Genomic DNA, 26,800 nt, shown 5'->3' on the forward strand with positions numbered 1-26,800 from the left:
TTCAGCGCCCCGAGACGGTCAACAGCCGATCATTTTCGAACACATATTCAATTCACTGACTCTCGGTGCGCTGGCTCCCGCGAGAGCGGGCCCGCTTCCACCGCGTGAGCAACCCGTCGGGCACCTCTTCCGCGGTGAGCGCGAAGACGAGATGGTCGCGCCAGGCGCCGTCGATGTGCAGATATCGCGGCCGGAGCCCCTCCTCGCGGAATCCGAGTTTCTCCACGACCCGCCGGCTCGGCCGGTTCTCGGGGCGAATGCAGACCTCGATGCGGTGCAGGCCGACGGTGCGGAAACAGTGGTCCACCACGAGCGCGACGGCCGTCGGCATCACCCCGCGCCCGGCCACCGCCTCGTCCACCCAGTAGCCGACGTGCCCCGAGCACATCGAGCCCCAGGTGATCCCGGCGACCGTCAACTGCCCGACGAGCTGCCCCTGGTACTCGATGACGAACGGCAGCATCCGGCCCGCGTTCGCCTCCGAGCGCAGATGCCGGACCATCTGGCGGTAGGTCGGCCGGTGCGCTATCGGTCCGCTCGGCGTGGGCGGCGGGATGGTCGCCTCCCACGGGCGCAGCCAGTCGCGGTTGCGCCGGTTCACCTCGCGCCAGACCCGCTGGTCGCGCAGCTTTATCGGCCGGAGGACGACATCGCCGTCCGCCAGTACGACGGGCCAGGAAGGGCTGTTCAGCTCGCACCCCCCGTACCGCCGGGTCTCGGGTGGTCACCGCCGCGGATCTGGTCGACGGCGTGGGTCAGCAGGGGCTCCAGCACGGCGAGGCCGTCACGCACCCCGCCGGTCGACCCGGGCAGGTTGACGATCAGCGTGTGCCCGGCCACTCCGGCCAGGCCCCGGGACAGCGCGGCGGTCGGCACCTTCTCCCGGCCGTACGCGCGGACGGCCTCCGCGATGCCCGGCACCTCGTGGTCGATCACCGCGCGGGTCGCCTCGGGGGTGCGGTCGGTGGGCGACAGGCCGGTGCCGCCGGTGGTGACGACGACGTCGTACCCGGAGGCGACGCCCGCGCGCAGGGCCGCTTCCACGGGGTCGCCGTCGGGGACGACCCGCGGGCCGTCGACGTCGAACCCGAGGCTCCTGAGACCGTCGGCGACCAGCGGACCGCCCTTGTCCGCGTAGACGCCCGCGGCGGCCCGGTTGGAAGCGGTGATCACCAGAGCACGGTAGGTCATGCCCTGCTCCAGTCGCCCGACTTGCCGCCCGTCTTCTCCTCCACCCGTACGTCCGTGATGACCGCCCCCTTGTCGACCGCCTTGACCATGTCGATCACGGTGAGCGCGGCGACCGTCACGGCGGTGAGGGCCTCCATCTCGACGCCCGTGCGGTCCGTGGTCTTCACGGTGGCCCGGATCTCCACGGCGTCGTCCGCGACCGACAGGTCCAGTGTCACACCGGACACCGACAACGGGTGGCACAGGGGGATCAGATCCGGGGTGCGCTTGGCGCCCATGATCCCGGCGATCCGCGCGGTGGCCAGGGCGTCCCCCTTGGGCACGCCCTCGCCGCGCAGCAGCTCGACCACGCGTGGTGCGACGAGGACCCGGCCGCTGGCGCGGGCGGTGCGCGCGGTCACGTCCTTCCCGGACACGTCGACCATGCGGGCCGCGCCCGCCTCGTCGATGTGCGTCAGTCGGTCCTGCACAGGGGCTCCGGGGGTCTCCCCCCGGGAAGGCTGGGTCATGGCTGTGGCGCTCCCGGTCCGGGCCCGGCGCGGTGCGGCGCGCGGGCCTGCTGTGCGCGACACGGTACCGCCAACCAGCGGGACTCAGCCGAGCAGGACCACCTCGACCTCGCTGCCGGGCTCGACGGACTCCATGTCCTCGGGCACGACGATCAGCGCGTCGGCCTGCGCCAGCGCGGCGATCAGGTGGGACCCGGCACCGCCCACGGGGACCACCTCACCGTCGGCGTACGTGCCGCGCAGGAACTGGCGGCGCCCCTTCGGCGAGCGCAGCGCCCCGTCGGCCTTGAGGACGGCCCGCGCGCGGGGCCGGTGGAGGTCCGTGACGCCCATCAGCGCGCGGATGGCGGGCCGCACGAACAGCTCGAAGGAGACGTACGACGACACCGGGTTGCCGGGCAGTGCCAGCAGCGGGGTGTGGTCGGGGCCGATGGAACCGAAGCCCTGGGGCTTGCCGGGCTGCATGGCGAGCTTGCGGAACTCCACGCCGCTGCCCGCCTCGTCCGCGTCCCCGGCGTACGACAGCGCCTCCTTGACGACGTCGTAGGCCCCGACGCTCACCCCGCCCGTGGTCACCAGCAGGTCGGCGCGGATGAGCTGGTCCTCGATGGTGGAGCGGAGGGTCTCGGCGTCGTCGGCGACGGCGCCCACCCGGTACGCGATGGCGCCCGCGTCCCGCGCGGCGGCGGTGAGGGCGAAGCTGTTGGAGTCGTAGATCTGCCCGCCGGCCAGTTGCTCGCCGGGCTGGACGAGTTCGCTGCCGGTGGAGACCACGACCACGCGCGGGCGGGGGCGCACGCGTACGGTGCCGCGGCCGATCGCGGCGAGCAGCGCGATCTGCGGCGGGCCGAGGACCGTCCCGGCCTCCAGGGCGAGGTCCCCGGCCTTCACGTCGCTGCCCTTGGCCCGCACGTGCGCGCGTGCCTCGGCGGGGCGGTACACGTGGACGTGGCCCTCGGCGCCCTCGGGGGCCAGGCTGCGCGCCCGCATGCCGCTGACCGGGCCCTCGCCGAGCCCGCCGTCGGTCCACTCGACGGGGACGACGGCCTCGGCGCCGGGCGGCAGCGGTGCGCCGGTCATGATGCGCGCGGCCTGTCCGGGGCCGACCCGCACCGGATCGGCCGCGCCGGCCGCGACGTCCCCGACGACCTCCAGGACGGCCGGGAACTCCTCCCCGGCACCCGCCACGTCCGCGACCCGCACCGCGTACCCGTCCATGGAGCTGTTGTCGAACGGCGGCAGGGACAGCGGCACCGTGACGTCCTCGACCAGGACGCAGCCCTGGGCGTCGAGCAGTTGCAGCTCGATGGGTTCGAGGGGGCGGACGGTCGAGAGGATGTCCTCCAGATGCTCGTCCACCGACCACAGGTCGTCCGGGCCGGCGGGGCGGGTCGCGGCGCTGCTCAAGATTGCTGCATCTCCTCGGCTACGTAACTGCGAAGCCAGGTCCGGAAGTCCGGGCCCAGGTCTTCACGTTCGCACGCGAGTCTGACAATGGCACGCAGGTAGTCGCCACGGTCACCGGTGTCATAGCGGCGGCCCTTGAAGACGACGCCGTGCACCGGGCCGCCGACCTTCTCGTCCTGCGCGAGCTGCTGGAGGGCGTCGGTGAGCTGGATCTCGCCGCCGCGGCCCGGCTCGGTCTTGCGCAGTATGTCGAAGACGTGCGGGTCGAGGACGTAGCGGCCGATGATCGCGTAGTTCGAGGGGGCGTCCGCCGGGTCGGGCTTCTCGACCAGTCCGGTCACCTTGACCACGTCACCGTCGGCGGTGGCCTCCACGGCCGCGCAGCCGTAGAGGTGGATCTGCTCGGGCGCGACCTCCATCAGGGCGACGACGCTGCCGCCGTGCCGCTCCTGGACCTCGATCATGCGCGCGAGCAGCGGGTCCCGCGGGTCGATCAGGTCGTCACCGAGGAGGACGGCGAAGGGCTCGTGGCCGACGTGCGGGGCGGCGCACAGCACGGCGTGCCCGAGGCCCCTGGGGTCGCCCTGGCGCACGTAGTGCATGGTGGCCAGGTCGCTGGACTCCTGCACCTTCGCGAGCCGTTCGGCGTCGCCCTTCTTCTCCAGCGCCGATTCCAGCTCGTAGTTGCGGTCGAAATGGTCCTCAAGGGGACGCTTGTTGCGCCCGGTGATCATCAGGACGTCGTCGAGCCCCGCCGACACGGCCTCCTCGACCACGTACTGGATCGCCGGCTTGTCTACGACCGGCAGCATCTCCTTGGGAGTGGCTTTGGTGGCCGGCAGGAACCGGGTGCCGAGGCCGGCTGCGGGAATGACAGCCTTGCTGATCCTGGGGTGGGACTGAGTCATGCCCGCAACCATATCCGGTGCCTTTGTGGGGAATCTGTGGCTCAGGTTGCTTGACCCTTATATGACCTGCATTAAGAAGGGCGCGAGGACGACCAGTGGAACACGACGGACGTACGGGCCAGCCTGACAAGCGCGCGTTTCGGCGAGAGTTCCTCGGAGTGAGGAACAGGTTGACGGCGGATGACGTCCGCGTGGCGGGCCTCGCGCTGGCGGAGCGCGCCCTGGAGCTGCCCGAGCTGGCGCGTGGCCGCACGGTGGCGGCGTACGTCTCGGTGGGCGGCGAACCCGGCACGCTCGCCCTGATGGAGGCGCTGCGCGCGCGGGGCGTGCGCGTCCTGCTCCCCGCGCTGCTGCCCGACAACGACCTGGACTGGGGCGAGTACGCCGGCCCGGACTCCCTGGCCCGGGTGCAACACGGCGGCAAGATGGCTCTTTTCGAACCCTCCGGTCCGCGTCTCGGCCCGGACGCCGTGACGGACGCGGACGTGGTCCTGCTGCCCGGGCTCGCGGTGGACGCGCGCGGGATGCGTCTGGGGCGCGGCGGCGGGTCGTACGACCGGGTGCTGGCCCGGCTGGAGCGGGCGGGCGCGCGTCCCCGGCTCGTGGTGCTGCTGTACGACACGGAGGTCGTCGCGCGCGTCCCGGCGGAGGCGCACGACAAGCCGGTGCACGCGGTGGTGACGCCGTCGGGAGTGCGCCGCTTCCCACTCGGCTGACCCCCTCCCTGACGCGGAACGGCCCTCCACGCGCGCGTGGGGGGCCGTTCCGTGCTCTGTGCCGGGTGGTCAGGGCTTGAGGACCAGGGTGTCGCTCGTGCTCTTGTCGACCGCCTTGCCGGAGAACGACCAGGGCAGCAGCTCGCCCTTGGCCCACTTGCTCGTCTGGTCCGTGTAGTGCGCGCTGAAGGCGTGCCCGGAGGCTCCGGTCAGGTTGATCCACTTGGACTTGTCGAGGTCGGCGAGGTTGACGACCATCCGCATGGACGGCACCCAGACCACGTTGTAGCCGCCGGCCGCGTTCCAGCCGGTCGCGTTCACCGTCGCCTCGCCGCCGCCGATCTTCCAGGGGCCGCGGTTGAGGAGGTACTGCAGGGCCTTGGGGCCCTCGGTGCCGAGCGTCTGGTTCTTCAGGAACAGCCGGTGCAGACGGCCCCAGCTCCAGGTGTCGATGTCCTTGCCGAGCTTGGCGGTCAGCTCCCAGCGGGCGTCGATCATGGCCCGGGCGAAGAGCTGGTCGCGGTTCTCGGCGGCGGGGCGGGTGCCCGACTTGGGCGTCTTCCACCAGTCGCTGTCCGGCTTGTCCATCAGGGTGCGCACGACCTCGAACCAGCGGTCGCCGCCGTCCGGCTGCGCCTGGTCGGCGTCGCGCTGGCCGCACTCGCGGACCTTGGTGTCGTCGTCCACCGGGCCGGTGCTGTCGATCTTGTCGACCCACAGGCACTGTCCCTTGACGCGCAGCTCCTTGGGGAGCTTGTTGCCGAAGGCGAGCTTGAGGATGTTGCGCCAGACGGCGTTGAAGTACGCGGCCGCCGCGGAGTCGGCGTCCTGGGTGTAGTCCCAGCCCTCCAGCAGCTTCTGCGCCTGGCGGACCTCGGGGTCGTCCAGGTTGATCTTCAGCAGCTTGGGCACCAGGAGCTTGGCGATCTCGCTGCTGTTGTCCAGCTGCATCTGCCGCATGTCGTCGGTGGAGACCTTGCCGCCGTCCTTGATCTTGGACTCGATCAGGTCGGTGATGCGCTGGCTGCGGGTGCCGTAGCCCCAGTCGGTGGTGAGGGTGTAGGGGTACTTGTCCGGGTCGATCACGGCCTGGTTGGCGGTGACGATGTAGCCGCGCTCCGGGTCGTACTCGTAGGGCAGTTCGTCCTGCTTGATGAAGCCCTTCCAGCGGTACTTCGAGTCCCAGCCCGGCACCGGGACGGCGCCGGAGTCCTTGGCGGTGCGGGTGGGGATCCGGCCCGGCAGCGTGTAGCCGATGTGGTTGTCCGTGCTGGCGTAGATCAGGTTCTGCGAGGGCACGTCGAACAGGGCCGCAGCCGCGCGGAAGTCGCTCCAGTCCCCGGCCCTGTCGAGGGCGAACACGGCGTCCATGGTCGTGCCCGGGTCGAGCGCGGTCCACCGCAGGGCGATGCCGTAGCCGTCGCCGCGGTCGGGCGCGGCGGTGTTCACGGTGGCCTTCTTGCCGACCTGGACGAGTTCGTCGTCACGGTCGGACAGCAGCGGCATCCCGTCCTGGGTCTGCCGGACGACGATCGTCTTGGCCGCGCCCCCGGCGACCTTGATGGTCTCCTCGCGGGTCTTGAACGGCCGGACCTTGCCGTCGTAAAGGTAGCCGTTCGCGCTCACCTTCTCCAGGTAGAGGTCGGTGACGTCGACGCCGGAGTTGGTCAGGCCCCAGGCGATCTTCCCGTTGTGGCCGATGATCACACCGGGCATGCCGGCGAACGTGTAGCCGCTGACGTCGTACTGGCACTTGCTGGAGACGGTGCGGCAGTGCAGGCCCATCTGGTACCAGACGGACGGCAGGGACGCCGACAGGTGCGGGTCGTTGGCGAGCAGCGGCTTGCCGGTGATGGTGTACTTCCCGGCCACCACCCAGGAGTTGGAGCCGATGCCCTGGCCGTTCACGCCGACGGCCGTGGGCAGGTCGTCCAGGGCGCTGTAGAGGCCGTCCAGCTGGCTCGTGAGCCCCGAACCGGTACCGGCCGAGGTGGAGGAGCCGGTGGTGCCCGTCGCGCCCTGAGAAGAGCCGGTGGCCCCGCCGGTCGTGCCGGCCGTGCCCTGGGTGCCGGTCGTGCCGGTCGTGCCGGTCGTGCCCTGGGTGCCGCCGGTCGTCCCCTGGGCGGAGCCCGTGCCGCCGCTCTGCTGGAAGGCCTGGGTCACCGCGTCGTACTGGCCCTCCTGGACGATCGGCTTGTTGCGGCCGTAGGGGTACGCCGGGTACAGGTCCTGGATCTGCTGCGGGCCGAGGCGGCTGGTCATGAGGGCGCGGTCGATCTCGTCCTGCATGTTGCCGCGCAGGTCCCAGGCCATCGCCTTCAGCCACGAGACGGAGTCGACCGGGGTCCACTTCTCCGGCTTGTAGTCGTTGGTGAAGCCCAGGGCCGCGTACTCCAGGGAGATGTCCTTGCCGTCCTTGCCCTGGAGGTAGGCGTTGACGCCCTTGGCGTAGGCCTGGAGGTACTTCTTGGCGGACGCCGACAGCTTGGTGTCGTACTCCTGCCGGGCGATCCGGTCCCAGCCGAGGGTGCGCAGGAACTCGTCGTTCTTGACCTGGCTCTTGCCGAACATCTCCGACAGGCGCCCGGAGGTCATGTGCCGGCGCACGTCCATCTCGTAGAACCGGTCCTGCGCCTGGACGTAGCCCTGCGCCATGAACAGGTCCTCGTCCGAGGACGCGTAGATCTGCGGGATGCCGTAGCCGTCCCGCTTGACGTCGACCGGCCCGGACAGGCCGTCGAGCTTGATCGAACCGGTGGTCTGCGGGAAGGAGGCGCGGACGGTGCTGATCGACCAGTACGCCCCGTAGGCGATGCCTCCGATGATGGCCAGGACCAGCACCAGCACGATGAGTCGGGCTTTGCGCCCCTTCTTCCTGCCGGACTTGACGGACGTGGCACCCGCGGTGGCGGTGTCACCCGTGGTGGCGGTGGTGTTGGGGGGCATCGCTGTCCTTGCTGTCCTAACGCGAGCGGCAGGTCGGGCTGTGACTTTGAATGAGCGCTGGAGCAACCATAGGCGCAGGGCCCTGTCCCGCTTGACGCGGAGTCGGGAACCAGCGCGTGCGAGCGTTCGATCTTGCCTCGCGAACGTCAAGAAATCGTCAAGAGTTAGGTAAGGTAACGAAGTAACCGGAGATCCGTGGGCCCGATCTCGGAGGAGGAACGCCCCCTGACTGTTCACCACCTCAACGAGCTCCTGCTCGTCTGCTCCGTCGTCCTGCTCGTCGCCGTCGCGGCCGTCCGGGTCTCCTCGCGCAGCGGGCTCCCCAGCCTGCTCGTGTACCTGGGGATCGGCGTCGTCATGGGCCAGGACGGCATCGCGCACATCCAGTTCGACAGCGCCGCGATGACCCAGGTCATGGGGTACGCCGCCCTGGTCGTGATCCTCGCCGAGGGCGGTCTGGGCACGAAGTGGAAGGAGATCCGGCCGGTCCTGCCGTCCGCCTCCGTCCTGGCGACCGTGGGCGTCGCGATCAGCGTGGGCGTCACCGCGGCGGGCGCGCACTACCTGGTCGGGCTGGAGTGGCGGCAGGCGCTCATCATCGGGGCGGTGGTGTCGTCGACGGACGCGGCGGCGGTCTTCTCGGTCCTGCGGAGAATCCCTCTCCCCGCGCGCGTGACGGGCACGCTGGAGGCCGAGTCCGGCTTCAACGACGCCCCGGTGGTCATCCTGGTCGTCGCCTTCTGCACGGCCGGCCCTGTCGAGCACTGGTACCTGCTGCTCGGCGAGATAGTCCTGGAGCTGGCCATCGGCGCGGCCGTGGGCCTCGCGGTCGGCTGGTTCGGCTCCTGGGGGCTGCGGCACGTCGCGCTGCCCGCCTCCGGTCTCTATCCGATCGCCGTGATGGCCATCGCCGTCACGGCGTACGCCGCCGGAGCCCTGGCGCACGGCAGCGGCTTCCTCGCCGTCTACCTGGCCTCCATGATCCTCGGCAACGCCAGGCTCCCCCACTGGCCCGCCACCCGCGGTTTCGCCGAGGGGCTCGGCTGGATCGCCCAGATCGGCATGTTCGTCGTGCTCGGCCTGCTGGTCACCCCGCACGAGCTGGGCGACGACATCGTGCCCGCGCTGGTCATCGGGCTGGTGCTGACCATGGTGGCCCGCCCGCTGAGCGTGGTGGTCAGCCTGGCGCCGTTCCGGGTGCCGCGGCCGGAGCAGCTCCTGATGTCGTGGGCCGGGCTGCGCGGCGCCGTACCCGTCATCCTGGCGACCATCCCCATGGTGAACGGCGTCGCCGGCAGCCGCCGCATCTTCAACATCGTCTTCGTCCTGGTCGTCGTCTACACCCTGGTCCAGGGGCCGACCCTGCCCTGGCTGGCCCGCACGCTCCGGCTGGGCGAGAAGGGCGAGGCCGCCGACCTCGGCATCGAGTCGGCGCCCCTGGAGCGGCTCCGGGGACACCTGCTGTCCGTCACCGTCCCCGAGGGCTCCCGGATGCACGGCGTGGAGGTCAGCGAGCTGCGGCTGCCGCCCGGCGCGGCCGTCACCCTCGTCGTGCGCGAGGAGAAGTCGTTCGTGCCGCTGCCCTCGACCGTGCTGCGGCACGGCGACGAACTGCTGGTCGTCGCCACCGACCCGGTCCGCGACGCGGCGGAACGGCGACTGCGCGCGGTCGCCCAGGGCGGCAAGCTGGCGGGCTGGCTGGGCACGGACGGCGACCGCGGCTGAGCCCTGCCGCAATCACAGGCGCCCGCTGCGGCGGTGCTCGGTTTCACAGGGACACGGGCCATGATCCCTGTAGTATGAAGGCACCCTGATCGAACCAACTCTGCCTGATGCAGAGCTGGCGCGACCGTATGGCGGCCGGAACATCCTCCGCGGAGGCACCGGTATCTACCGCAGTTCCGCGCAAGAGGACAGCTCTCGGCGCCCCCGCACGGGCGCGCTACCAGGCGGAAGAAAGGCACGGGCCGTGGAGTCCACGGTCACCACCGAGCCGGCGGAGAACCCGTCGACGCCGTCCCGCCCCGGATACGGACAGCTGCTGCGCACCCGCGGCGCCTGGACGTTCCTGCTCCCCGGCTTCGCCGCACGCCAGCCGTTCGCGATGCTCACCCTCTCGATCGTGCTGCTCGTCCAGCACACCACCGGCTCGTACGGCGCCGCGGGCGCCGCCGCGGCGGCCACCGGCGTCTCCATGGCGCTGTTCGCGCCGTACAGCGGCCGCCTCGCCGACCGCTACGGCCAGCGGGCCGTACTGATCCCCGGCGTCCTGGTGCACACGGTCTCCGGCCTGTCCCTGACGGCGCTCGCGCTGGCGCACGCGCCCCTGTGGGCGCTGTTCCTGGCCGCCGTCCCGACCGGCGCCTCCGTACCGCAGGTCGGCCCCATGGTGCGGGCGCGCTGGGGTGTGAAGCTCCAGGACTCGCCCCTGATGACCACGGCGGCGGCCTTCGAGTCGGTCACGGACGAGCTGACCTTCGTCGTCGGCCCCCTGCTGGCGACCGCGCTGTGCACGGCCGTCACACCGGCCGCGGGCCTGGTCACGGAGGCCGGGCTGACCCTCGTCGGCGGTCTGCTGTTCGCCGCGCGGAAGAGCACGCAGCCGCCGGTCTCCCGGGAGAGCGGGCACGCGCGCGTGCGGCACGCCTCCGCCCTGCGCGTCCCGGGCGTGCGCGTGCTGGTCGTCACCTTCCTCGGCATCGGCTCGGTCTTCGGCGGTATGCAGGTGTCGCTCGCGGCCTTCACCGAGTCGATCGGCGAGCCCGGCCTGAACGGCGTCCTGTACGGCGTCTTCGCCGCGGGGAACATGCTGTCCGGCATCGTCTGCGGCGCGGTCGCGTGGAAGACGGCCCCGCAGAAGCGCCTCGTGATCGGTTACACGGCGCTCGCGGTGGCCGCGTCCGCCCTGTGGACGGCGCACTCGGTGGTGCTGCTCGCCGCGCTCGGCCTGCTGGTCGGCATGTGCATCGCCCCGGCGCTGATCACCGGCTACACACTGGTCGAGGGCCTGGTCCCGGCCGGCGCCCGGACCGAGGCCTTCACCTGGCTGACCGGCGCCGTCGCGCTCGGCCAGGCCGCCGCCGTCACGGTCGCGGGACAGCTGGAGGACCGACTGTGGGACGGCGCCGGGTTCCTGGTGCCGATGGGCGGCACCGTGCTCGCGCTGGTCACCCTGCTGACGCTGCGGTCCCGGCTGGCCGCACGGCACGGGAACCGCACGGTCGCGCGTGGCGTCGGTCACCGCGTGCCGGTCACGGTGGACTGATCCCCGGGAATACGTCACTATGGACCGTCGTTAGCACTCATCGAGTGAGAGTGCCAGGAGGAAGACAGTGCCGACCTACCAGTACCAGTGCACCGAGTGCGGCGAGGGCCTTGAGGCGGTGCAGAAGTTCACCGACGATGCCCTGACCGTGTGCCCCAACTGCAACGGCCGCCTGAAGAAGGTGTTCTCCGCGGTCGGCATCGTCTTCAAGGGCTCGGGCTTCTACCGCAACGACTCCCGCGGCTCCACGTCGAGCAGCACCCCGGCGTCGAAGCCGGCCGGCTCGTCGTCCGACGCGAAGGCGTCCTCCTCGACGTCCTCGTCCTCTTCGTCCTCTTCGTCCTCTTCGAGCTCCGGCTCCGCCAGCAGCTCCGCCGCCTGACACCCCTCGTCCGGACCCTGCCGTCGCACGACGGCGGGGTCTTCGGCCTTCCCCGGCACCGGCTCCCCCGCGTCGTCGCGGCCCGCTAGTGTGCTGGTCATGGCCAAAGCAGAGATCGGCGTAATCGGCGGTTCGGGTTTCTACTCCTTCCTGGACGACGTGACCGAGGTCCAGGTGGACACCCCCTACGGGGCGCCCAGCGACTCGCTCTTCCTCGGGGAGATCGCCGGCCGGAAGGTCGCCTTCCTGCCCCGGCACGGCCGTGGCCACCATCTGCCCCCGCACCGCATCAACTTCCGCGCCAACCTGTGGGCCCTGCGCTCGGTCGGAGTACGGCAGGTGCTCGGCCCGTGCGCGGTGGGCGGCCTGCGTCCCGAGTACGGGCCGGGCACCCTGCTCGTGCCCGACCAGTTCGTGGACCGTACGAAGTCCCGGGCACAGACCTACTTCGACGGGCTGCCGCTGCCCGACGGCACCGTGCCGAACGTCGTGCACGTGTCCATGGCCGACCCCTACTGCCCCACCGGGCGTGCCGCCGCGCTGAAGGCCGCCCGCGGCCGGGACTGGGAGCCGGTGGACGGCGGCACGCTGGTCGTGGTCGAGGGCCCACGCTTCTCGACGCGCGCGGAATCGCTGTGGCACCAGGCCCAGGGCTGGTCGGTGGTGGGCATGACCGGCCACCCCGAGGCGGCGCTCGCCCGGGAACTGGAGTTGTGCTACACCTCGCTGACCCTGGTCACCGATCTCGACGCGGGCGCCGAGACCGGTGAGGGCGTCTCGCACGAGGAGGTGCTGCGGGTGTTCGCGGCCAACGTGGACCGACTGCGCGGCGTGCTCTTCGACGCGGTGGCGGCCCTCCCGGAGACCGGGCAGCGGGACTGCCTCTGCGTGAACGCGCTGGGCGGGATGGACCCGGGGTTCGCGTTGCCGTAGCGCGGGGCGCTTGGGGAGGCGTGGCGGGGCGGCCCAGCGGGGGAGGTCGAGCGGGGTAGGCCGAGGGGGCAGGCTGGGTGACGCGGGTGCGTGGCGCGGTTCAACGGGGGCGCGGCGCGCGGCTCAGCGGAGGTGCGGCTCAGCGGTGAGCGCGGCGCGCGGCTCAGCGGCGGGCGTGGGACGCGGCGCGGCTCAGCGATGAGGCCGGCGGCGAGGCGCGACTCAGTGGGTGGGGTGCGGCGGCGCAAAGCGACCTCACGGCGGCGCGGCGCGAACCAGCGGCGGAGCGCGGCGGCGCGGAACTGCTCCTTCGGGTGGGTGAGTTATCCACAATCCGTCCGTGATCCACCGGCCCCGGCGGGATCCGGCGCGAGGCGTCATCGTGGCATCGCAAGCCGAACTCCTCGTCGCAGGCGGTGACTCCCGTGCCCTCCTCATCCCTCCCGCTCCCACCCTCGCCCTCACTCCCGCTCTCGCCCTCCCCCTCACTCCCGCTCTCGCCCTCGTTCTCCCCCGCTCGCCCCTCGTTCCCGCCCCCGCTGCGGCCTCCGCGTCCGCTGGGCACGGAGGCCCCGCCGACCCGTGAGGTGCCCCCGTTCGATCCGGTGCGGGTGCGCGGCGGGCGGTACCGGCTGCAGCGGTTCCTACGGCATCGCGGGCGGGCGGTCGCGGCCGGGCTCGCGGTGACGGCGGTGGCGCTCGTGGCCGCGGGACCCCGGACCGGGGCGGAACCGCACGGCACGGAGCGGGCCCACAGCCATCGGGGAGCAGCGCCCGTACGACCCCGCCCGGCGGTCGAGGTGGTGACCGCGCCGGTCCGGATCGCCGACGCCGCCACGGTGCGCCTGCTGCGCTCGGGTGACCGTGTCGACGTGATCGCCGCGGAGGACCCGTCGGCCGGGGCCGGCGTCCGGGTGCTGGCGCGCGGTGCACGGGTGACGGAGGTGCCGCAACCGCCGGCCGGCGCGGCCGAGAGCGGTGCGCTGGTCGTGCTGTCGGTGCCGCGGCCCACGGCGGCCCGGCTGGTCGGCGCGAGCGCCACCGCGCGACTGGCGGTGACGCTGTGCTGAACCGGCTCGTACGCGCTCTCCGTGCCGTGGCCGGCGTCTGGGCGAGGGCCTCGATCCGGTTACGGCAGTGGACACGACATCCGCACCGTGCCGTAGGTTGCGGAGCGTTTCGTTCCACACCCTGTGCACGCGAGGAGAGTCCCCCAAGTGAGCGTGAAGAAGGATCCGGGCGTCTGGCAGGGCTTCAAGGCCTTCCTGATGCGCGGCAACGTCGTCGATCTGGCGGTCGCGGTGGTCATCGGCGCGGCCTTCACGAACATCGTCAACTCGATCGTGAAGGGGATCATCAACCCGCTGGTCGGGGCGATCGGCACGCAGAGCCTCGACAACTACAGCTCCTGCCTGAAGGACCCGTGCCGGGTGGCCGCGGACGGCACGGTCAAGAGCGGCGTGCCGATCATGTGGGGCTCCGTCCTCGGGTCCACGCTCAGCTTCCTGATCACCGCCGCGGTGGTGTACTTCCTGATGGTCCTGCCGATGTCGAAGTACCTGGCCCGGCAGGCGGCCCGGAAGGCGGCCCGGGAGGGCACGAAGGAAGTGGTCGAGGTGACCGAGCTGGAGGTGCTCAAGGAGATCCGCGACGCGCTGGTGGCGCAGCGCGGGGCCGGGCGCGACGAGCGCTAGCGGCGCCGCCCGCGGACCGCTCAGAGGTGGTGGGGCGGCTTCTCGTCCAGGAAGCGCTTCAGGTCGGCGGCGCTGTCGCCGTCCGGGCGCTCGCCCCACCCACGGTCGGTGTCGTCCGAGGACTGCTGGTCCAGCGGGTCGTCGAAGACGAGCGCGGGCTTCGGGTCGCGCGGCTCGGGTTCACGGGCGGTGCTCATGCGTCCAGGGTACGGCGCCCGCCGGAACCCTCCGGTCAGGGATCGCGCGGGGCCGGAGACCCCTCCTCCACCTGCGAAAGCCCGCACAAGATTTCAGGCCGGTTTTCTGCTGTGCTGGGAACCATGACGTCGAGTTCCCCTCCCACGCCCGCCCCCTCGGGCGCCCCGAAGCCCTCCGGCCCCCTGCGGCGGCTCACCGCCCGCGGACGCGACGAGGCGCACCGCGTCGCCTCCTCGCTGGAGCTCTTCTTCGACCTGTGCTTCGTCGTGGCCGTCGCGCAGGCGGGTGTGCAGCTGGTGCACGCCGTGGCGGCGGGCCACGCGGGCGAGGGAATCCTCACCTACGCGATGCTGTTCTTCGCCATCTGGTGGGCGTGGATGAACTTCAGCTGGTTCGCCTCGGCGTACGACAACGACGACGCCCTCTACCGGGTGGTCACCCTGGTGCAGATCGCCGGCGTCCTGGTGCTGGCCGCGGGGATCTCCCGCGCCGCCACGCAGCACGACTTCTTCCTGGTCTGGCTCGGTTATGTGATCATGCGGCTGGCCATGGTCTGGCAGTGGCTGAGAGCCGCGAGATCGGCGCCGGGCGCGGAACGGACCATGGCGCTCCGGTACGCGGGTGGCGTGCTGCTGTGCCAGATCGGCTGGGCCGGGCTGGTGGTGCTGCCGGAGCCGGCCAGGTCCTGGGTGTTCCTGGTGATGGTGGTCGCGGAACTGTGCGTGCCGCTCTACGCCGAGAGGGCCCAGAACACCTCCTGGCATCCGCATCACATCGCCGAGCGGTACGGCCTGTTCACGATCATCGTGCTCGGCGAGACGATCGCCGCGGCCACGGTGGCGGTGAAGTCGGCCGCGGACGAGCAGAACGCGCTGGGCGAGCTGCTGCCCATCGCGGCGGGCGGACTGCTGGTCGTCTTCTCCGCGTGGTGGATCTACTTCGTGGTGCCCATCCACGGCCACCTGCGCTCCAGCCGGCGGGCGTTCGTCTGGGGCTACGGCCACTACCTGGTCTTCGCCTCGGCGGCGGCGATCGGCGCGGGTCTGGAGGTCGCCGTGGAACAGGCGGTCGGCAAGGCGCACATCTCCACCCTGTCCGCCTCTGCCGCCGTCACCCTGCCGACGGCGCTGTACCTGCTGACCGTGTGGGGGCTGCACGCCCGGCACTTCAAGGCGGGCCTCGCCCAGCAACTGGTGCTGCCGGTCACGGCTCTGCTGGTGATCTGCTGCACCTTCCTGGGCGACTGGGCGGTGCTCGCGGCGGGACTGGTGTCCGCGGCCTCGGTGGCGGCCGGGGTGCTCCTGACGGCACGTACGACCGGCCGGGAGCACGAGGCGAGCACCGCCGCCACGGCCGGCTGACCTCACGGGCGGCGCACCGGACTGGGCCAGACTGGCGTCCATGACAGCTGACGCATTGACGGACGTCGCCGGGCTGCGCGTGGGGCACGCCACCCGGACCGGTGACGGGTGGCTCACCGGCACGACGGTCGTCCTCGCCCCCGAGGGCGGCGCCGTCGCGGCCGTGGACGTGCGCGGCGGCGGCCCCGGCACCAAGGAGACCGACGCGCTCGACCCGCGCAACGTGGTGCGGAAGGTCGACGCCGTCGTGCTGACCGGAGGCAGCGCGTACGGGCTCGACGCGGCCTCCGGGGTGATGGCCTGGCTGGAGGAGAGGGAGCGGGGCGTGCGGGTGGGGACGGATCCCGCGCAGGTCGTGCCGGTGGTGCCCGCCGCGTGCGTCTTCGACCTGGGGCGCGGCGGGGACTTCCGGGCCCGTCCGGACGCGGGGACGGGACGCGCGGCGGTGGAGGCCGCGGCGGCCGCTTCGCCGGGGGCCCGGGTGCCGCAGGGGTGCGTCGGCGCGGGCACGGGCGCCGTCACCGGGCGGCTCAAGGGCGGGGTGGGCACCGCCAGCACGGTGCTCGCATCGGGGATCACGGTGGCGGCACTGGTGGTGGCGAACGCCGCGGGCTCGGTGCTGGACCCGGAAACGGGGGTGCTGTACGGGGAGTTGTTCCAGGGACGGGTGGAGTATCCGGAGGCGGGGGTGCACGAGGCCGCGTGCCGGCGCCTGGACGAGGCCGCCGCCGGGAACGGCCCGGCGCCGCTCAACACGACGCTGGCGGTGGTCGCGACGGACGCGGACCTCTCCAAGGCGCAGGCGCAGAAGCTGGCGGGCACGGCGCACGACGGGATCGCGCGCGCCGTACGGCCGGTGCACCTCCTGCACGACGGGGACACGGTGTTCGCGCTGGCGACCGGCACCCACGCGCTGGACACGCACCCCTTGGCCCTCAACGACATCCTCGCCGCCGGCGCGGACATGGTGACGCGCGCCATCGTCCGGGCCGTACGCGCCGCCGAGTCGGTCGACGGGCCGGGCGGAGTGTGGCCGTCCTACGGGGAGTTGTACGGGAACGCGTAACGGTACGGCCCCGGGGGCGGGGTGGATTGTCGCGGTTCTGTCACGTGAGGGCGTTCAGGGGAGCGGGAGGGAACCTTCCCCGGCGTCGGCGCCCTCTTTCTTCACGCACTGGAACGGATCACGCACATCACACGAACTGGGAGCAGCCCGTGACAACGCCGGACATTGCAGCGCGGCGCGCACTCGGGGCCTGTGCCGCCCTGATGGTCGGCGCCCTCACCCTGACCGCCTGCGGCGGCAGCGCCAACGCGGACAACGGCGACGGCAAGGGGGGCAAGGACTCCCCGAAGACGTCGACGGCGAAGATAGCGATCTCGGCCAAGGACGGTTCGACGGGGGCGTCCATCAACGCGACCGGGGTGAAGGTCAGCGACGGCAAGCTGACCGATGTGAAGATGACCGTGGCGGGGTCGGGTCAGACCGTGCCGGGGGCGATGTCGGGGGACGGCCGAAGCTGGAAGCCGAAGGAGCAGCTGGAGCGCGGGACGAAGTACCAGATATCCGCGACCGCGAAGGACGCCGAGGGGCGCACGGCGGCGGCCAACTCCATCTTCACCACCGTCACCTCGGCGAACAGCTTCATCGGCACCTACACGCCGGACAACGGCACGACGGTCGGGGTGGGCATGCCGGTGTCGTTCACCTTCGACAAGTCGATCACCGACAAGAAGGCCGTGCAGTCGCACATCACGGTCAACACCACCAGCGGCCAGCAGGTGGTCGGGCACTGGTTCGGTGACCGGCGGCTCGACTTCCGGCCGCAGGAGTACTGGAAGGCCGGTTCCAAGGTCACGATGAACATCGACCTGGACGGGGTCCAGGGCGCCCAGGGCGTCTACGGGGTGCAGAAGAAGACCGTCTCCTTCACGATCGGCCGGTCGCAGGTCTCCACGGTCGACGTCCACACGCAGACCATGACGGTCGTACGGGACGGCCGGACCGTCAAGACGGTGCCGATCTCGGCGGGCAGCCCGCAGCACACCACGTACAACGGGCAGATGGTGATCTCCGAGAAGTTCGTGCAGACCCGTATGAACGGCTCGACGGTCGGCTTCGGCGGGGAGTACGACATACCGGACGTGCCGCACGCGATGCGGCTGACGTCGTCGGGGACGTTCATCCACGGCAACTACTGGTACAACAGGGGCAACCCGCCGTTCGGGCGGGAGGGCACCAGCCACGGCTGCGTCGGCCTCGCGGACGTGCAGGGGGCGCAGGGCGCCACGTCGGCCAAGTGGTTCTACGACAACTCGCTCGTCGGCGACGTGGTGATCGTGAAGAACTCCCCCGACACGACGGTCGCCCCGGACAACGGCCTCAACGGCTGGAACATGTCGTGGAGCGCCTGGACCGCCGGAAGTGCCGTCTGAGCGGCGGGTTTTGACAGGACGGCGGGCCGCGCGGGAACTTTTCGCGCGGCCCGCGCGTTTTCCCGGCGTACGTTTTCTCGGTTCCCGGACATGATGTCCGACCGAGGGGCTACGGTATGCACCCACAAGGTGACATGCAGCAACGCCGGGAGAAGCCTTGAGCGTTCCGTACGAGACCGCAGCGTACGAACCAGCCGAGTCGCCCGAGTCTCCTGAGGAGCAACTCGCGCGGCTCCTCGGGCGTGCCCTGAACTCCTTCGAGCTGCCCGACGAGGTGATGAGGCGACTCGACTGCGCGCTGGCGCACGACAGTTCGCTGCACTCCGCGTACCACAGCGCGGGGCTGCACCGGGAGACGTACCGGCACACCTGGCTGCTCGCCGACGGCTCGGCGGTCACGCTGTGGGAGCTGGTGCACAACCCCACGCCGGGCAGCGAGCCGGAGCACGAGGTGTACGTCGACGAGGAGGAGGTGCAGACCGCCACGGCACGGCTCGGTCTGCCCCCGGAGACACGGGACTTCGAGCTGCCCGGGCTGATGCGGCTGTGGGCGATCCCCGAGCCCCGGCACATGTTCGCCGCGGACGACTCGGCGGACCACGCGCGCCGGTTGCTGCGCCGCGCGGAGAACCCGGACCGGCCCGACGCGCGGACGGCGGCGCTGCTGGCGACGGCGACCGCGCACGAGATCACCCAGGCGTTCGGCCGGCCCGGGCGGGCCGGACGGACCGGGCTGAGCTACGCGCTGTACGAGCACGCCTTCCTGCTGCCGGACGGCACCGAGATCTCCCTGTGGGAGGTCGAGCACACGGCGACGCCCGACGGACGGCACATGTGCGAGGTCTACCTGTCGGAGGACGCCGCCCGGGACGCGATGGAGCGGCGCGCGGCCCGGCAGGGCTGAGGGTCAGCCGTTGGCGAGGTGCCGTACCAGGCCCGCGAACGCGTCCTGTTCGGCGGGAGTCAGCTCGACGGACTCCCGGGAGGGGCCGACCCGCGTCTGACTCGGCAGCGCCGGGAGCGGCGCGGTGGAGCGCCGTACGACCGTCCGGCGGCCGGCGCGGCGCAGCAGACGCATCAGAACGACGGCCCAGACGACGGCCGCCACGGCGAGGACGGCCACGCCGATCAGCTGGAGGGTCGGGGCGTGTTCAGGCATGCCTCCCAGTACACACCACGGTCCGGGACTTTGGTCCCGGACCGTGACGTATCTCGCAGGTGCCGTGAACAACTCACAGCGAACCAAAGGGACAAGGGGCAGGAGGGGCGGGGCGCCGCACCGTGGGCGGGGTGCGGCGGTCAGGCCGCTATCGGCTGCTTGGCCTCCTTCGGCGCGGTGGCCGCCGGCGCGGCGGGATCGGTGGCCGTGGCCCCGGGAACCGGCTTGCGCAGCCCCTTCAGGAGGACCACCAGGGCCGTGGTGACACAGACACCGGCCGCGATGGCCACCAGGTACAGGAACGGGTTGCCGATCAGCGGGACCACGAAGATGCCGCCGTGCGGGGCGCGCAGGGTGGCGCCGAAGGCCATCGACAGGGCGCCGGTGAGCGCACCGCCCACCATCGAGGACGGGATGACCCGCAGCGGGTCGGCCGCCGCGAACGGGATCGCGCCCTCGGAGATGAAGGACGCGCCCAGCACCCAGGCGGCCTTGCCGTTCTCCCGCTCGGTCTGCGTGAACAGCCTGCCGCGCACCGTGGTGGCCAGGGCCATCGCCAGCGGCGGGACCATACCGGCCGCCATCACCGCGGCCATGATCTTCATGGCGGAGTCGCTGGGGTCGGAGACGGCGATGCCGGCGGTGGCGAAGGTGTAGGCGACCTTGTTGACCGGGCCGCCGAGGTCGAAGCACATCATCAGGCCGAGCAGGGCGCCCAGCAGGATGGCGTTGGTGCCGGTGAGGCCGTTCAGCCAGTCGGTCAGGCCCTTCTGCGCGGAGGCGATGGGCTTGCCGATCACGACGAACATCAGGAACCCGACGATCGCCGAGGAGATCAGCGGGATCACCACCACCGGCATGATGCCGCGCAACGCCGCCGGGATGTTCAGCTTCTGGATCGCCATCACCACGCCACCGGCGATCAGACCGGCCGCCAGACCGCCGAGGAAGCCGGCGTTGATGGTGAGGGAGATCGCGCCGCCGACGAAGCCGGGGACCAGGCCGGGCCGGTCCGCCATGCCGTAGGCGATGTAGCCGGCCAGGACCGGGACCAGGAAGCCGAAGGCCACGCCGCCGATCTGGAACAGCAGGGCGCCCCAGCTGTCGGCCTGGGTCCACACGAAGTGGTCCATCACCGACGGCGCCTTGTTGATCTTGTAGCCGCCGATCGCGAAGCCCAGGGCGATGAGGAGACCGCCCGCGGCGACGAACGGGACCATGTAGCTGACGCCGGACATCAGCCACTTGCGGAGCTTGGTGCCGTAGCCCTCCGTGGAGTCGCCCGCGCGGTCGACCGGCGTACCGGCCGAGGCGTGCGCCGGGGCGCTCGCCTCGCCGCGCGCCGCCTTCTCGCGGACCTCCGCGAGGAGTTCGGCGGGGCGGTTGATGCCCGCCTTCACACCGACGTCCACGGTCGGCTTGCCCGCGAAGCGGTCCTTGTCGCGCACCGGGACGTCGTGCGCGAAGATCACGCCGTCCGCCGCCGCGATCACCGCCGGGTCCAGCCGGGCGAAGCCGGCCGAGCCCTGTGTCTCGACGACCACCTCGACGCCCGCCTCACGGCCGGCGTTCTCCAGGGACTCGGCCGCCATGTAGGTGTGGGCGATACCGGTCGGGCAGGAGGTGACGGCGACGACACGGAAGGGACGCTCGCCGGAGTCGGCGGGCTCCGCGGTGGGCGGCGCGGTGTCCGCCGCGGGGGCGCCCTCCGGGGTCGCGCCCCCGGTGCCCGCGCCCCCGGTGCCCGCGTCCCCGGTGCCCACGTCCGGGGTGTGCGCCGTCCTGCCCGCTGCGGCGCCGGTGGAGGCCGCCACCGGGGCCGCAGCGGTGTCTTCGGGGGTGTCCTCGGCGGTCTTCGCCGGCGGTGCCTCGTCGCCCCGGATCAGCGCCGCCGCCGTCTCCGGGTCGCCGACCGCCCGCAGCGCGGAGGTGAACTCGGCGTTCATCAGCTGGCGGGCGAGGGAGGAGAGGATCGTGAGGTGGGCGTCGTCGGCGCCGGCGGGCGCCGCGATCAGGAAGATCAGGTCGGCCGGGCCGTCCGCCGCGCCGAAGTCGACGCCGGCGGCGCTGCGGCCGAACGCGAGGGTCGGTTCGGTGACGTGGGCGCTACGGCAGTGCGGGATGCCGATACCGCCGTCCAGGCCGGTCGGCATCTGGGCCTCCCGGGCGGCCACGTCGGCGAGGAAGCCCTCCAGGTCGGTCACCCGGCCCTGGGCCACCATGCGCTCGGCGAGGGCACGGGCCGCCGCTTCCTTGGTGTCGGCGGACAGGTCGAGATCGACCAGGTCCGCGGTGATCATGTCGCTCATCGCGGGCTCCTATGCACGCGTATCGCCCGGGGAGAGGGGTGGGCGGAGGTGGGGACGGGGGTCTTGTGGGGGGCGGTGGGGCGGACGGGGACCGGCGGAACACCGCGAGGGGGGAATCGGTGCGGGCCGGCCGTATCGGGGGCGGGGGGCAGGTGGGGAGCGGTGGAGCGGTACGGGGCCGGCGCGACACGCCTCCCGCGACGGCCGACAGGAACGGGCGCGGGCCGGCAGGCGGACGCGGCGACCGGCGGGGCAGCCGGCCGGGGGCGGCCGAACGGAGCGGACGCACCCGCCGGAACAGATGCACCAGCCGGAACGGAGGCACCAGCCGGAACGGAGGCACCAGCCGGAACGGAGGTCCCCGCCGGAACGCGCGCGGGCCGGCCGGCGGACGCGGCGACCGGCGGGACAGCCGGCCGGGGGCGGCCGAACGGAGCGGACGCACCCGCTGGAACAGATGCACCAGCGGGAACGGAGGCACCAGCCGGAACGGAGGTACCGCGCGTGGTCGGCTCGTGTGCCGGAGCGTTCACTCCGCGCGCCACCGGAGCGGCCGAGGCGCGTGCCCGGGCTTCACGGGTGGCCGGAGCGAGTGTCACGCCGGCCGGAGCGGTCGTGCCCCGCGTGGCGGTCATGACGCCGGCTCCCTCAGTTCGCGGTCCACGGGGATGTCGGTGGTGACGGTCACCGCCGCGGGGTCCAGGTCGGCCGGGGTCGGCATCACGCTGCCGGGGAGCTGGACGGCGGCGGCGCCGTGGGCGACGGCGGAGGCGAGGGCGTCGGGCCCGGTGCCGCCGGCGATGAGGAAGCCGGCCAGGGAGGCGTCACCGGCGCCGACGTTGCTGCGGACCGCGGCCACGCGGGCGCTGCCGAACCAGGCACCCGCGTCCGACACCAGCAACTGGCCGTCGGCGCCCAGGCTCGCCAGCACGACGCGGGCGCCCATCGCGCGCACCTCCTCCGCCGCCTTGAGCGCGTCGCCCACGGTCGTCAGGGGGCGCGCGACGGCTTCCGCCAGCTCCTCGGCGTTCGGCTTGACCACGTCGGGCCGCGCGCGCAGCGCCTCCAGGAGGGCACGCCCGGAGGTGTCCAGCGCGATCCGGGCGCCCCCGGCGTGCGCCCGCGTGACGACATCGGCGTACCAGGAGGGCGCGAGCCCCCGGGGCAGGCTGCCGCAGCAGGCGATCCAGTCGGCGTCGCGGGACTGCGACCGTACGGTGTCCAGGAGCAGTTCCTGCTCGGACTGCGACAGCTCGGGACCCGGCGCGTTGATCTTGGTGAGGACGCCGTCGGCCTCCGCGAGCGCGATGTTGGAGCGGGTGGCTCCGACGACCGGAACCGGCGCGACCTCGATTCCCTGCGCGTGGAGCAGTTCGGCGACGAGCGCCCCCGGCGCACCGCCCAGGGGCAGCACCGCGACCGTGCGCCGACCGGCGGCGGCGACCGCGCGCGAGACGTTCACGCCCTTGCCACCGGGGTCCATGCGCTCGGTCTCGGCGCGGATGACCTCGCCGCGCTTGAGGGCCTGGACCTCGTAGGTGCGGTCCAGAGACGGGTTGGGGGTGACGGTGAGGATCATGCGCGCACTACTTCCGTGCCGCCGCGCTCGATGACGGCGGTGTCTTCGGGGCTCAGCCCGCTGTCGGTGATCAGCAGGTCCACGTCGCTCAGGTCGCCGAAGCGGGCGAAGTGCTCCTGGCCGTGCTTGGAGGAGTCGGCCAGCAGCACCACGCGCCGGGCGGCGGCGACGGCGGCCCGCTTGACCGCGGCCTCGGCGAGGTCGGGGGTGGTCAGACCGTGCTCGGCGGAGAAGCCGTTGGCGGCGACGAACAGCACGTCGGCGCGGATCTCGCCGTAGGCACGCAGCGCCCACGCGTCCACGGCGGCGCGCGTACGGTGCCGTACGCGCCCCCCGATCAGATGGAGCTGGATGCCCGGGTGGTCGGCGAGCCGCGCGGCGATCGGCAGGGAGTGGGTGACGACGGTGAGCCGCGCCTCCAGCGGGATGGCGGCGGCGACGCGGGCCACCGTCGTACCGGCGTCGAGGATCATCGTGCCCTCGGCCGGCAGTTCGGACAGGGCGGCCTTGGCGATGCGGTCCTTCTCGTCGGCGGCGGTGGTCTCGCGCTCGGCGAGGTCCGGCTCGAAGTCGAGGCGGCCGGCCGGGATGGCACCGCCGTGCACCCGGCGGAGCAGACCGGCCCGGTCGAGGGCCTTCAGATCTCGGCGGATCGTCTCCGCGGTGACCTGGAACTCCTCGGCCAGCGACAGCACGTCCACCCGGCCGCCGTCACGGGCGAGCCGGAGGATCTCCTGCTGCCGTTCCGGTGCGTACATGTCCGTTCGCCTCCGCCTCAGTATCCGACCGATGTCCGACCGCTTCCGGGTCATGCCCGAACGTGTGGTTTCAGCGGCAGGCTACGCCCGGATTTCCGGAAAGTAAACAGATTCGGGCTCAGCCTGGGCATGAACGGACTTCCGGATGGCTCCGGGTCGGCGTCCGTGTACCCCCGGCGCGGTCCAGGCAGCGGAAGGGCCCGGTACCGAACCGGTACCGGGCCCCTCGTCCTGCCTGGTCAGCGTGCCAGCGCGGGCTCCTTCCCCACCGCCGGCGCCTTCTCGGCCCCGCCCTCCACATGCTGGGCCGGACGCTTCGGCAGGGCGGACATCAGCAGGAAGATCGCGGCCATGATCCCGGCGACCCACCACAGCGCGTGCTGGAAGGCGTGCACGAAGGCCGGACCCACCTGGGCCGGGGTCAGCCGGTCCCCGATCTCCCCGAAGAAGACCACCGACACCAGCCCGAGCCCGAGCGCGTTGCCCATCTGCTGCACCGTGTTGATCAGCCCGGACGCGGAACCGGCGTGCTCGCGCGGCACCTCCGAGAGCACCGCGTCGGTCAGCGGGGCGACGATCAGGCCCATGCCGAGACCCATCACGACCAGCGGCAGGGCCATCTGCCAGGAGGCGATCGCGAGGCCGTAGTGGCGGGCCTCCCCCAGGTACAGCAGCACGCCCGCGCCCATCACCAGCGCGCCCGCCTGGAGCACCTTCCGCCCGAACCGCGGGACCAGCTGCTGCACCGACAGGCCGGCCGCCGCGGACACGGCGATCGAGAACGGAACGCCGGTGAGCCCGGCGCGCAACGGACTCCAGCCCAGGCCGATCTGCATGTACAGCGTCCAGACCAGGAAGAAGATGCCGAGCGCGACCCCGAAGACAGTCTGTACGGCGATGCCCGCGGCGAAGCTCTTCACCCGGAAGAGGGACAGTTCGACGAGCGGGGAACCGTCCCTGGCGGCCTTCCGTTTCTCGTACGACACCAGTGCCGCGAAGACGACGAGCGCGCCGGCCATGCAGAGGTACCCCCACAGCGGCCAGCCCAGCTCGCGCCCGCGGGTGAGCGGATAGAGCAGCATCAGCAGGCCCAGCGTGACCAGGGCGACGCCGACGAGATCCAGCTTCAGCGCCTTGGGCGCCTTGGACTCGGTGATGAAACGGCGGCCCAGCAGCCAGGCCAGGACGCCGACGGGGAGGTTGATGAGGAAGATGGGCCGCCATTCGAGGCCGAACAGGTTCCACTCCGTCAGGAGTGCGCCGAGCAGCGGGCCGGAGACCGCGCCGAGGCCGACGATCGCGCCGAACAGACCGAAGACCTTGCCGCGTTCGTGGGCCGGGAAGGTGGCGTGCACGATCGACAGCACCTGCGGCACCATCAGCGCCGCCATACCGCCCTGGAGGATGCGGGAGGCGACCAGCATCTCCGGGTTCACGGCGAAGCCGCACAGGGCCGAGGCGAGCGTGAAGCCGCCGATACCGACGAGGAACAGCCGCTTGCGGCCGTGGATGTCGCCGAGCCGCCCGCCGGTGATCAGACCCGCGGCGAAGGCGAGGGCGTAGCCGGCCGTTATCCACTGGATCTGGCTGACCGAAGCGCCAGCGCTGCGCTGGATGGACGGAATGGCGATGTTGACGATCGTCACGTCCACCAGGTCCATGAAGGCCGCGGTCATGACGATGGCCAGGGCGAGCCAGCGGGAGCGGTCGGCGGCCGGTGCGCGCAGCTCTCCGCGCCCCTGTGCGGTAGTGCTGTCCTTCGCGGTGGTGCTGTCGTGTGCGGTAGTGCTGTCGTTCGGGGTCATGGAGTGACCGTAGGACCGCATTAGGTCAGATCGTGTCCTAGTTCTGCGCCATGCTCGGACGCATGACGACGGACACTCCGGCCCGGCTGCTCCAGCTCCTCTCGCTCCTCCAGACCCCCCGTGAGTGGCCCGGCGGTGAGCTGGCCGAGCGGCTCAGGGTGTCGCGGCGGACCGTGCGGCGGGACGTCGACCGGCTGCGGGAGCTGGGGTATCCGGTGCAGGCGACGAAGGGCGCGGACGGCGGGTACCGGCTGGTGGCGGGCAAGGCGATGCCGCCGCTGGTGCTGGACGACGAGGAGGCGGTCGCCATCGCGGTGGGACTGCGGGCCGGCGCCGGGCACGCCGTGGCAGGGGTGGACGAGGCGTCCGTACGGGCCCTGGCGAAGCTGGAGCAGGTGCTGCCCTCCCGGCTGCGCCACCGGGTGTCCACGCTCCAGGCCGCGACCACGCCGCTGACCAGCGGGGACGGGCCGAGCATCGCCCCGGAGACGCTGACCGTGATGGCGTCGACGGTGGCCGGGCGGGAGCGGCTGCGGTTCGCCTACCGCGACAAGGACGGCAGCGAGTCCCGGCGGCTGACCGAGCCGCACCGGCTGGTGTCGACGGGCCGGCGCTGGTACCTGGTCGCGTACGACCTCGACCGGGCGGACTGGCGCACCTTCCGGGTCGACCGGGTGAGCGAACCGTCCGCGACCGGCGTACGGTTCACACCCCGGGAGCTGCCGACGGGGAGCGCCGCCGAGTTCCTGCGGCAGTCGCTCCACGGGCGGCAGGAGACGTACGCGTTCGAGGTGCGGTTCGCCGCCCCGGCGGACCGGGTGTCCAGGCGCCTGCCACGGTGGCTCGGAGTGCCCGAGGACGACGGCGCGGGCGGCTGCGTCCTGCGGGGCGCCACCGGCGATCCCGTGGAGTGGCTCGCGGTGCGGCTGGTGATGGCCGGCTGCGAGTTCGCGGTGCGCGGGCCGGGGGAACTGGTGGAGTGCGTGCGGGAGTTGGGGGGCCGACTGAGCCGAGCGGCCGACCGCGAGGCCGAGGCCGACCCTGACGCCGGCTCCGACTCCGGCTCCGGCTCCGGCTCCGGCTCCGGCTCCGGCTCCGGCTCCGGCTCCGGCTCCGGCTCCGGCTCCGGCTCCGGCTCCGGCTCCGGCTCCGGCGGGAGGGTGTAGGGCCGGCTCACCGGGATCCGAGGCACCTCACCGTTCCCGGCGCGCTCTACCGCTCCCGGCACGCCCGCCACGGTCCGG

24 protein-coding genes are annotated in these 26,800 nt (G+C 72.3%); 12 read left to right on the top strand and 12 right to left on the bottom strand.

Features of this window, described 5'->3' with window-relative positions; translation table 11 throughout:
- Positions 1-52: 52 nt before the first annotated feature.
- The 5 genes from ACH4LD_RS08475 to galU all read right to left on the bottom strand — a co-directional run bounded on the left by ACH4LD_RS08475 (position 53) and on the right by galU (position 4,015).
- Positions 53-691, bottom strand: a complete 639-nt coding sequence (locus tag ACH4LD_RS08475) for a GNAT family N-acetyltransferase (RefSeq protein ID WP_132785281.1) — start codon at positions 689-691, stop codon at positions 53-55.
- Positions 688-1,191: a MogA/MoaB family molybdenum cofactor biosynthesis protein gene (locus ACH4LD_RS08480; protein ID WP_132785282.1), complete on the bottom strand. Its 504-nt coding sequence runs from the start codon at positions 1,189-1,191 to the stop codon at positions 688-690. The genes ACH4LD_RS08475 and ACH4LD_RS08480 overlap by 4 nt, the downstream gene beginning before the upstream one ends.
- Positions 1,188-1,700 carry a cyclic pyranopterin monophosphate synthase MoaC gene (gene moaC, locus ACH4LD_RS08485; RefSeq protein ID WP_103809876.1) on the bottom strand — a complete coding sequence of 171 codons (513 nt, stop codon included), beginning with the start codon at positions 1,698-1,700 and terminating at the stop codon, positions 1,188-1,190. Before moaC ends, ACH4LD_RS08480 begins: the two co-directional genes overlap by 4 nt.
- 84 nt (positions 1,701-1,784) lie before the next feature.
- Positions 1,785-3,107 carry a gephyrin-like molybdotransferase Glp gene (glp, locus tag ACH4LD_RS08490; protein WP_398055459.1) on the bottom strand — a complete coding sequence of 441 codons (1,323 nt, stop codon included), beginning with the start codon at positions 3,105-3,107 and terminating at the stop codon, positions 1,785-1,787.
- Positions 3,104-4,015: a UTP--glucose-1-phosphate uridylyltransferase GalU gene (galU, locus tag ACH4LD_RS08495; RefSeq protein ID WP_132785284.1), complete on the bottom strand. Its 912-nt coding sequence runs from the start codon at positions 4,013-4,015 to the stop codon at positions 3,104-3,106. Before galU ends, glp begins: the two co-directional genes overlap by 4 nt.
- 95 nt (positions 4,016-4,110) lie before the next feature.
- Between galU and ACH4LD_RS08500 the strand changes: the two genes are divergently transcribed.
- On the top strand, positions 4,111-4,731 hold the full coding sequence (locus ACH4LD_RS08500) for a 5-formyltetrahydrofolate cyclo-ligase (protein ID WP_398055460.1): 621 nt from the start codon (positions 4,111-4,113) through the stop codon (positions 4,729-4,731).
- Positions 4,732-4,800: 69 nt separating this feature from the next.
- Here the strand turns inward: ACH4LD_RS08500 and ACH4LD_RS08505 are convergent, their stop codons facing one another.
- A complete protein-coding gene (locus ACH4LD_RS08505) occupies positions 4,801-7,677 on the bottom strand; it encodes a penicillin acylase family protein (RefSeq protein ID WP_398055461.1) in 2,877 nt (958 codons plus the stop codon).
- 195 nt (positions 7,678-7,872) lie between these two features.
- Between ACH4LD_RS08505 and ACH4LD_RS08510 the strand changes: the two genes are divergently transcribed.
- The 6 genes from ACH4LD_RS08510 (at position 7,873) to mscL (ending at position 13,951) form a co-directional block, all read left to right on the top strand.
- Positions 7,873-9,402 carry a potassium/proton antiporter gene (locus tag ACH4LD_RS08510; RefSeq protein ID WP_398055462.1) on the top strand — a complete coding sequence of 510 codons (1,530 nt, stop codon included), beginning with the start codon at positions 7,873-7,875 and terminating at the stop codon, positions 9,400-9,402.
- 244 nt (positions 9,403-9,646) lie between these two features.
- The gene (locus ACH4LD_RS08515) at positions 9,647-10,942 is read left to right on the top strand and encodes an MFS transporter (RefSeq protein ID WP_398055463.1); all 1,296 of its coding nucleotides are present in this window, start codon (positions 9,647-9,649) and stop codon (positions 10,940-10,942) included.
- A gap of 67 nt (positions 10,943-11,009) precedes the next feature.
- Complete coding sequence (locus tag ACH4LD_RS08520) at positions 11,010-11,324, top strand: FmdB family zinc ribbon protein (RefSeq protein ID WP_398055464.1); 315 nt, start codon at positions 11,010-11,012, stop codon at positions 11,322-11,324.
- Between the two features lie 99 nt (positions 11,325-11,423).
- Positions 11,424-12,257, top strand: coding sequence for an S-methyl-5'-thioadenosine phosphorylase (locus ACH4LD_RS08525; protein ID WP_103809868.1), 834 nt, complete (start codon positions 11,424-11,426; stop codon positions 12,255-12,257).
- 539 nt (positions 12,258-12,796) lie between these two features.
- Positions 12,797-13,327, top strand: a complete 531-nt coding sequence (locus ACH4LD_RS08530; protein WP_398055661.1) for a hypothetical protein — start codon at positions 12,797-12,799, stop codon at positions 13,325-13,327.
- 147 nt (positions 13,328-13,474) lie between these two features.
- A complete protein-coding gene (gene mscL, locus ACH4LD_RS08535) occupies positions 13,475-13,951 on the top strand; it encodes a large conductance mechanosensitive channel protein MscL (RefSeq protein WP_398055465.1) in 477 nt (158 codons plus the stop codon).
- 20 nt (positions 13,952-13,971) lie between these two features.
- Here the strand turns inward: mscL and ACH4LD_RS08540 are convergent, their stop codons facing one another.
- Positions 13,972-14,148 carry a hypothetical protein gene (locus tag ACH4LD_RS08540; RefSeq protein WP_014673258.1) on the bottom strand — a complete coding sequence of 59 codons (177 nt, stop codon included), beginning with the start codon at positions 14,146-14,148 and terminating at the stop codon, positions 13,972-13,974.
- Between the two features lie 123 nt (positions 14,149-14,271).
- Here ACH4LD_RS08540 and ACH4LD_RS08545 point away from each other — a divergent pair, with 123 nt between their 5' ends.
- The 4 genes from ACH4LD_RS08545 to ACH4LD_RS08560 all read left to right on the top strand — a co-directional run bounded on the left by ACH4LD_RS08545 (position 14,272) and on the right by ACH4LD_RS08560 (position 18,850).
- Positions 14,272-15,510 (top strand): low temperature requirement protein A, encoded by a 1,239-nt coding sequence (locus ACH4LD_RS08545; protein ID WP_398055466.1) that lies wholly within the window; start codon positions 14,272-14,274, stop codon positions 15,508-15,510.
- 40 nt (positions 15,511-15,550) lie between these two features.
- Entirely contained in the window at positions 15,551-16,576 is a 1,026-nt protein-coding gene (locus ACH4LD_RS08550; protein ID WP_398055467.1) for a P1 family peptidase, read from the top strand.
- 149 nt (positions 16,577-16,725) lie between these two features.
- The gene (locus ACH4LD_RS08555) at positions 16,726-17,946 is read left to right on the top strand and encodes an Ig-like domain-containing protein (protein ID WP_398055468.1); all 1,221 of its coding nucleotides are present in this window, start codon (positions 16,726-16,728) and stop codon (positions 17,944-17,946) included.
- A gap of 157 nt (positions 17,947-18,103) precedes the next feature.
- On the top strand, positions 18,104-18,850 hold the full coding sequence (locus ACH4LD_RS08560; protein WP_398055469.1) for a DUF6227 family protein: 747 nt from the start codon (positions 18,104-18,106) through the stop codon (positions 18,848-18,850).
- A gap of 3 nt (positions 18,851-18,853) precedes the next feature.
- Here the strand turns inward: ACH4LD_RS08560 and ACH4LD_RS08565 are convergent, their stop codons facing one another.
- From ACH4LD_RS08565 to ACH4LD_RS08585, 5 genes are all read right to left on the bottom strand, one after another.
- Complete coding sequence (locus tag ACH4LD_RS08565) at positions 18,854-19,105, bottom strand: hypothetical protein (protein WP_132785295.1); 252 nt, start codon at positions 19,103-19,105, stop codon at positions 18,854-18,856.
- Between the two features lie 140 nt (positions 19,106-19,245).
- A complete protein-coding gene (locus ACH4LD_RS08570) occupies positions 19,246-21,414 on the bottom strand; it encodes a fructose-specific PTS transporter subunit EIIC (protein WP_398055470.1) in 2,169 nt (722 codons plus the stop codon).
- A gap of 631 nt (positions 21,415-22,045) precedes the next feature.
- Entirely contained in the window at positions 22,046-22,993 is a 948-nt protein-coding gene (gene pfkB, locus ACH4LD_RS08575) for a 1-phosphofructokinase (RefSeq protein ID WP_398055471.1), read from the bottom strand.
- The gene (locus ACH4LD_RS08580) at positions 22,990-23,751 is read right to left on the bottom strand and encodes a DeoR/GlpR family DNA-binding transcription regulator (protein WP_132785298.1); all 762 of its coding nucleotides are present in this window, start codon (positions 23,749-23,751) and stop codon (positions 22,990-22,992) included. The genes pfkB and ACH4LD_RS08580 overlap by 4 nt, the downstream gene beginning before the upstream one ends.
- A gap of 239 nt (positions 23,752-23,990) precedes the next feature.
- Positions 23,991-25,427, bottom strand: coding sequence for an MFS transporter (locus ACH4LD_RS08585; RefSeq protein ID WP_398055662.1), 1,437 nt, complete (start codon positions 25,425-25,427; stop codon positions 23,991-23,993).
- 191 nt (positions 25,428-25,618) lie between these two features.
- Here ACH4LD_RS08585 and ACH4LD_RS08590 point away from each other — a divergent pair, with 191 nt between their 5' ends.
- Positions 25,619-26,722, top strand: a complete 1,104-nt coding sequence (locus ACH4LD_RS08590) for a helix-turn-helix transcriptional regulator (protein WP_398055472.1) — start codon at positions 25,619-25,621, stop codon at positions 26,720-26,722.
- The last annotated feature ends 78 nt before the right edge of the window (positions 26,723-26,800 follow it).

This window comes from Streptomyces sp. NPDC017676, assembly GCF_044329325.1.
Lineage (GTDB): Bacteria > Actinomycetota > Actinomycetes > Streptomycetales > Streptomycetaceae > Streptomyces.

Excerpts from the sequence above, each read along its gene's own strand:
- ACH4LD_RS08480 (WP_132785282.1), bottom strand. The coding sequence starts at position 1,191 with ATGACCTACCGTGCTCTGGTGATCACCGCTTCCAACCGGGCCGCCGCG.
- moaC (WP_103809876.1), bottom strand. The coding sequence starts at position 1,700 with ATGACCCAGCCTTCCCGGGGGGAGACCCCCGGAGCCCCTGTGCAGGAC.
- galU (WP_132785284.1), bottom strand. The coding sequence starts at position 4,015 with ATGACTCAGTCCCACCCCAGGATCAGCAAGGCTGTCATTCCCGCAGCC.
- ACH4LD_RS08505 (WP_398055461.1), bottom strand. The coding sequence starts at position 7,677 with ATGCCCCCCAACACCACCGCCACCACGGGTGACACCGCCACCGCGGGT.
- ACH4LD_RS08525 (WP_103809868.1), top strand. The coding sequence starts at position 11,424 with ATGGCCAAAGCAGAGATCGGCGTAATCGGCGGTTCGGGTTTCTACTCC.
- ACH4LD_RS08540 (WP_014673258.1), bottom strand. The coding sequence starts at position 14,148 with ATGAGCACCGCCCGTGAACCCGAGCCGCGCGACCCGAAGCCCGCGCTC.
- ACH4LD_RS08545 (WP_398055466.1), top strand. The coding sequence starts at position 14,272 with ATGACGTCGAGTTCCCCTCCCACGCCCGCCCCCTCGGGCGCCCCGAAG.
- ACH4LD_RS08550 (WP_398055467.1), top strand. The coding sequence starts at position 15,551 with ATGACAGCTGACGCATTGACGGACGTCGCCGGGCTGCGCGTGGGGCAC.
- ACH4LD_RS08565 (WP_132785295.1), bottom strand. The coding sequence starts at position 19,105 with ATGCCTGAACACGCCCCGACCCTCCAGCTGATCGGCGTGGCCGTCCTC.
- ACH4LD_RS08570 (WP_398055470.1), bottom strand. The coding sequence starts at position 21,414 with ATGAGCGACATGATCACCGCGGACCTGGTCGATCTCGACCTGTCCGCC.
- pfkB (WP_398055471.1), bottom strand. The coding sequence starts at position 22,993 with ATGATCCTCACCGTCACCCCCAACCCGTCTCTGGACCGCACCTACGAG.
- ACH4LD_RS08580 (WP_132785298.1), bottom strand. The coding sequence starts at position 23,751 with ATGTACGCACCGGAACGGCAGCAGGAGATCCTCCGGCTCGCCCGTGAC.
- ACH4LD_RS08585 (WP_398055662.1), bottom strand. The coding sequence starts at position 25,427 with ATGACCGCGGCCTTCATGGACCTGGTGGACGTGACGATCGTCAACATC.
- ACH4LD_RS08590 (WP_398055472.1), top strand. The coding sequence starts at position 25,619 with ATGACGACGGACACTCCGGCCCGGCTGCTCCAGCTCCTCTCGCTCCTC.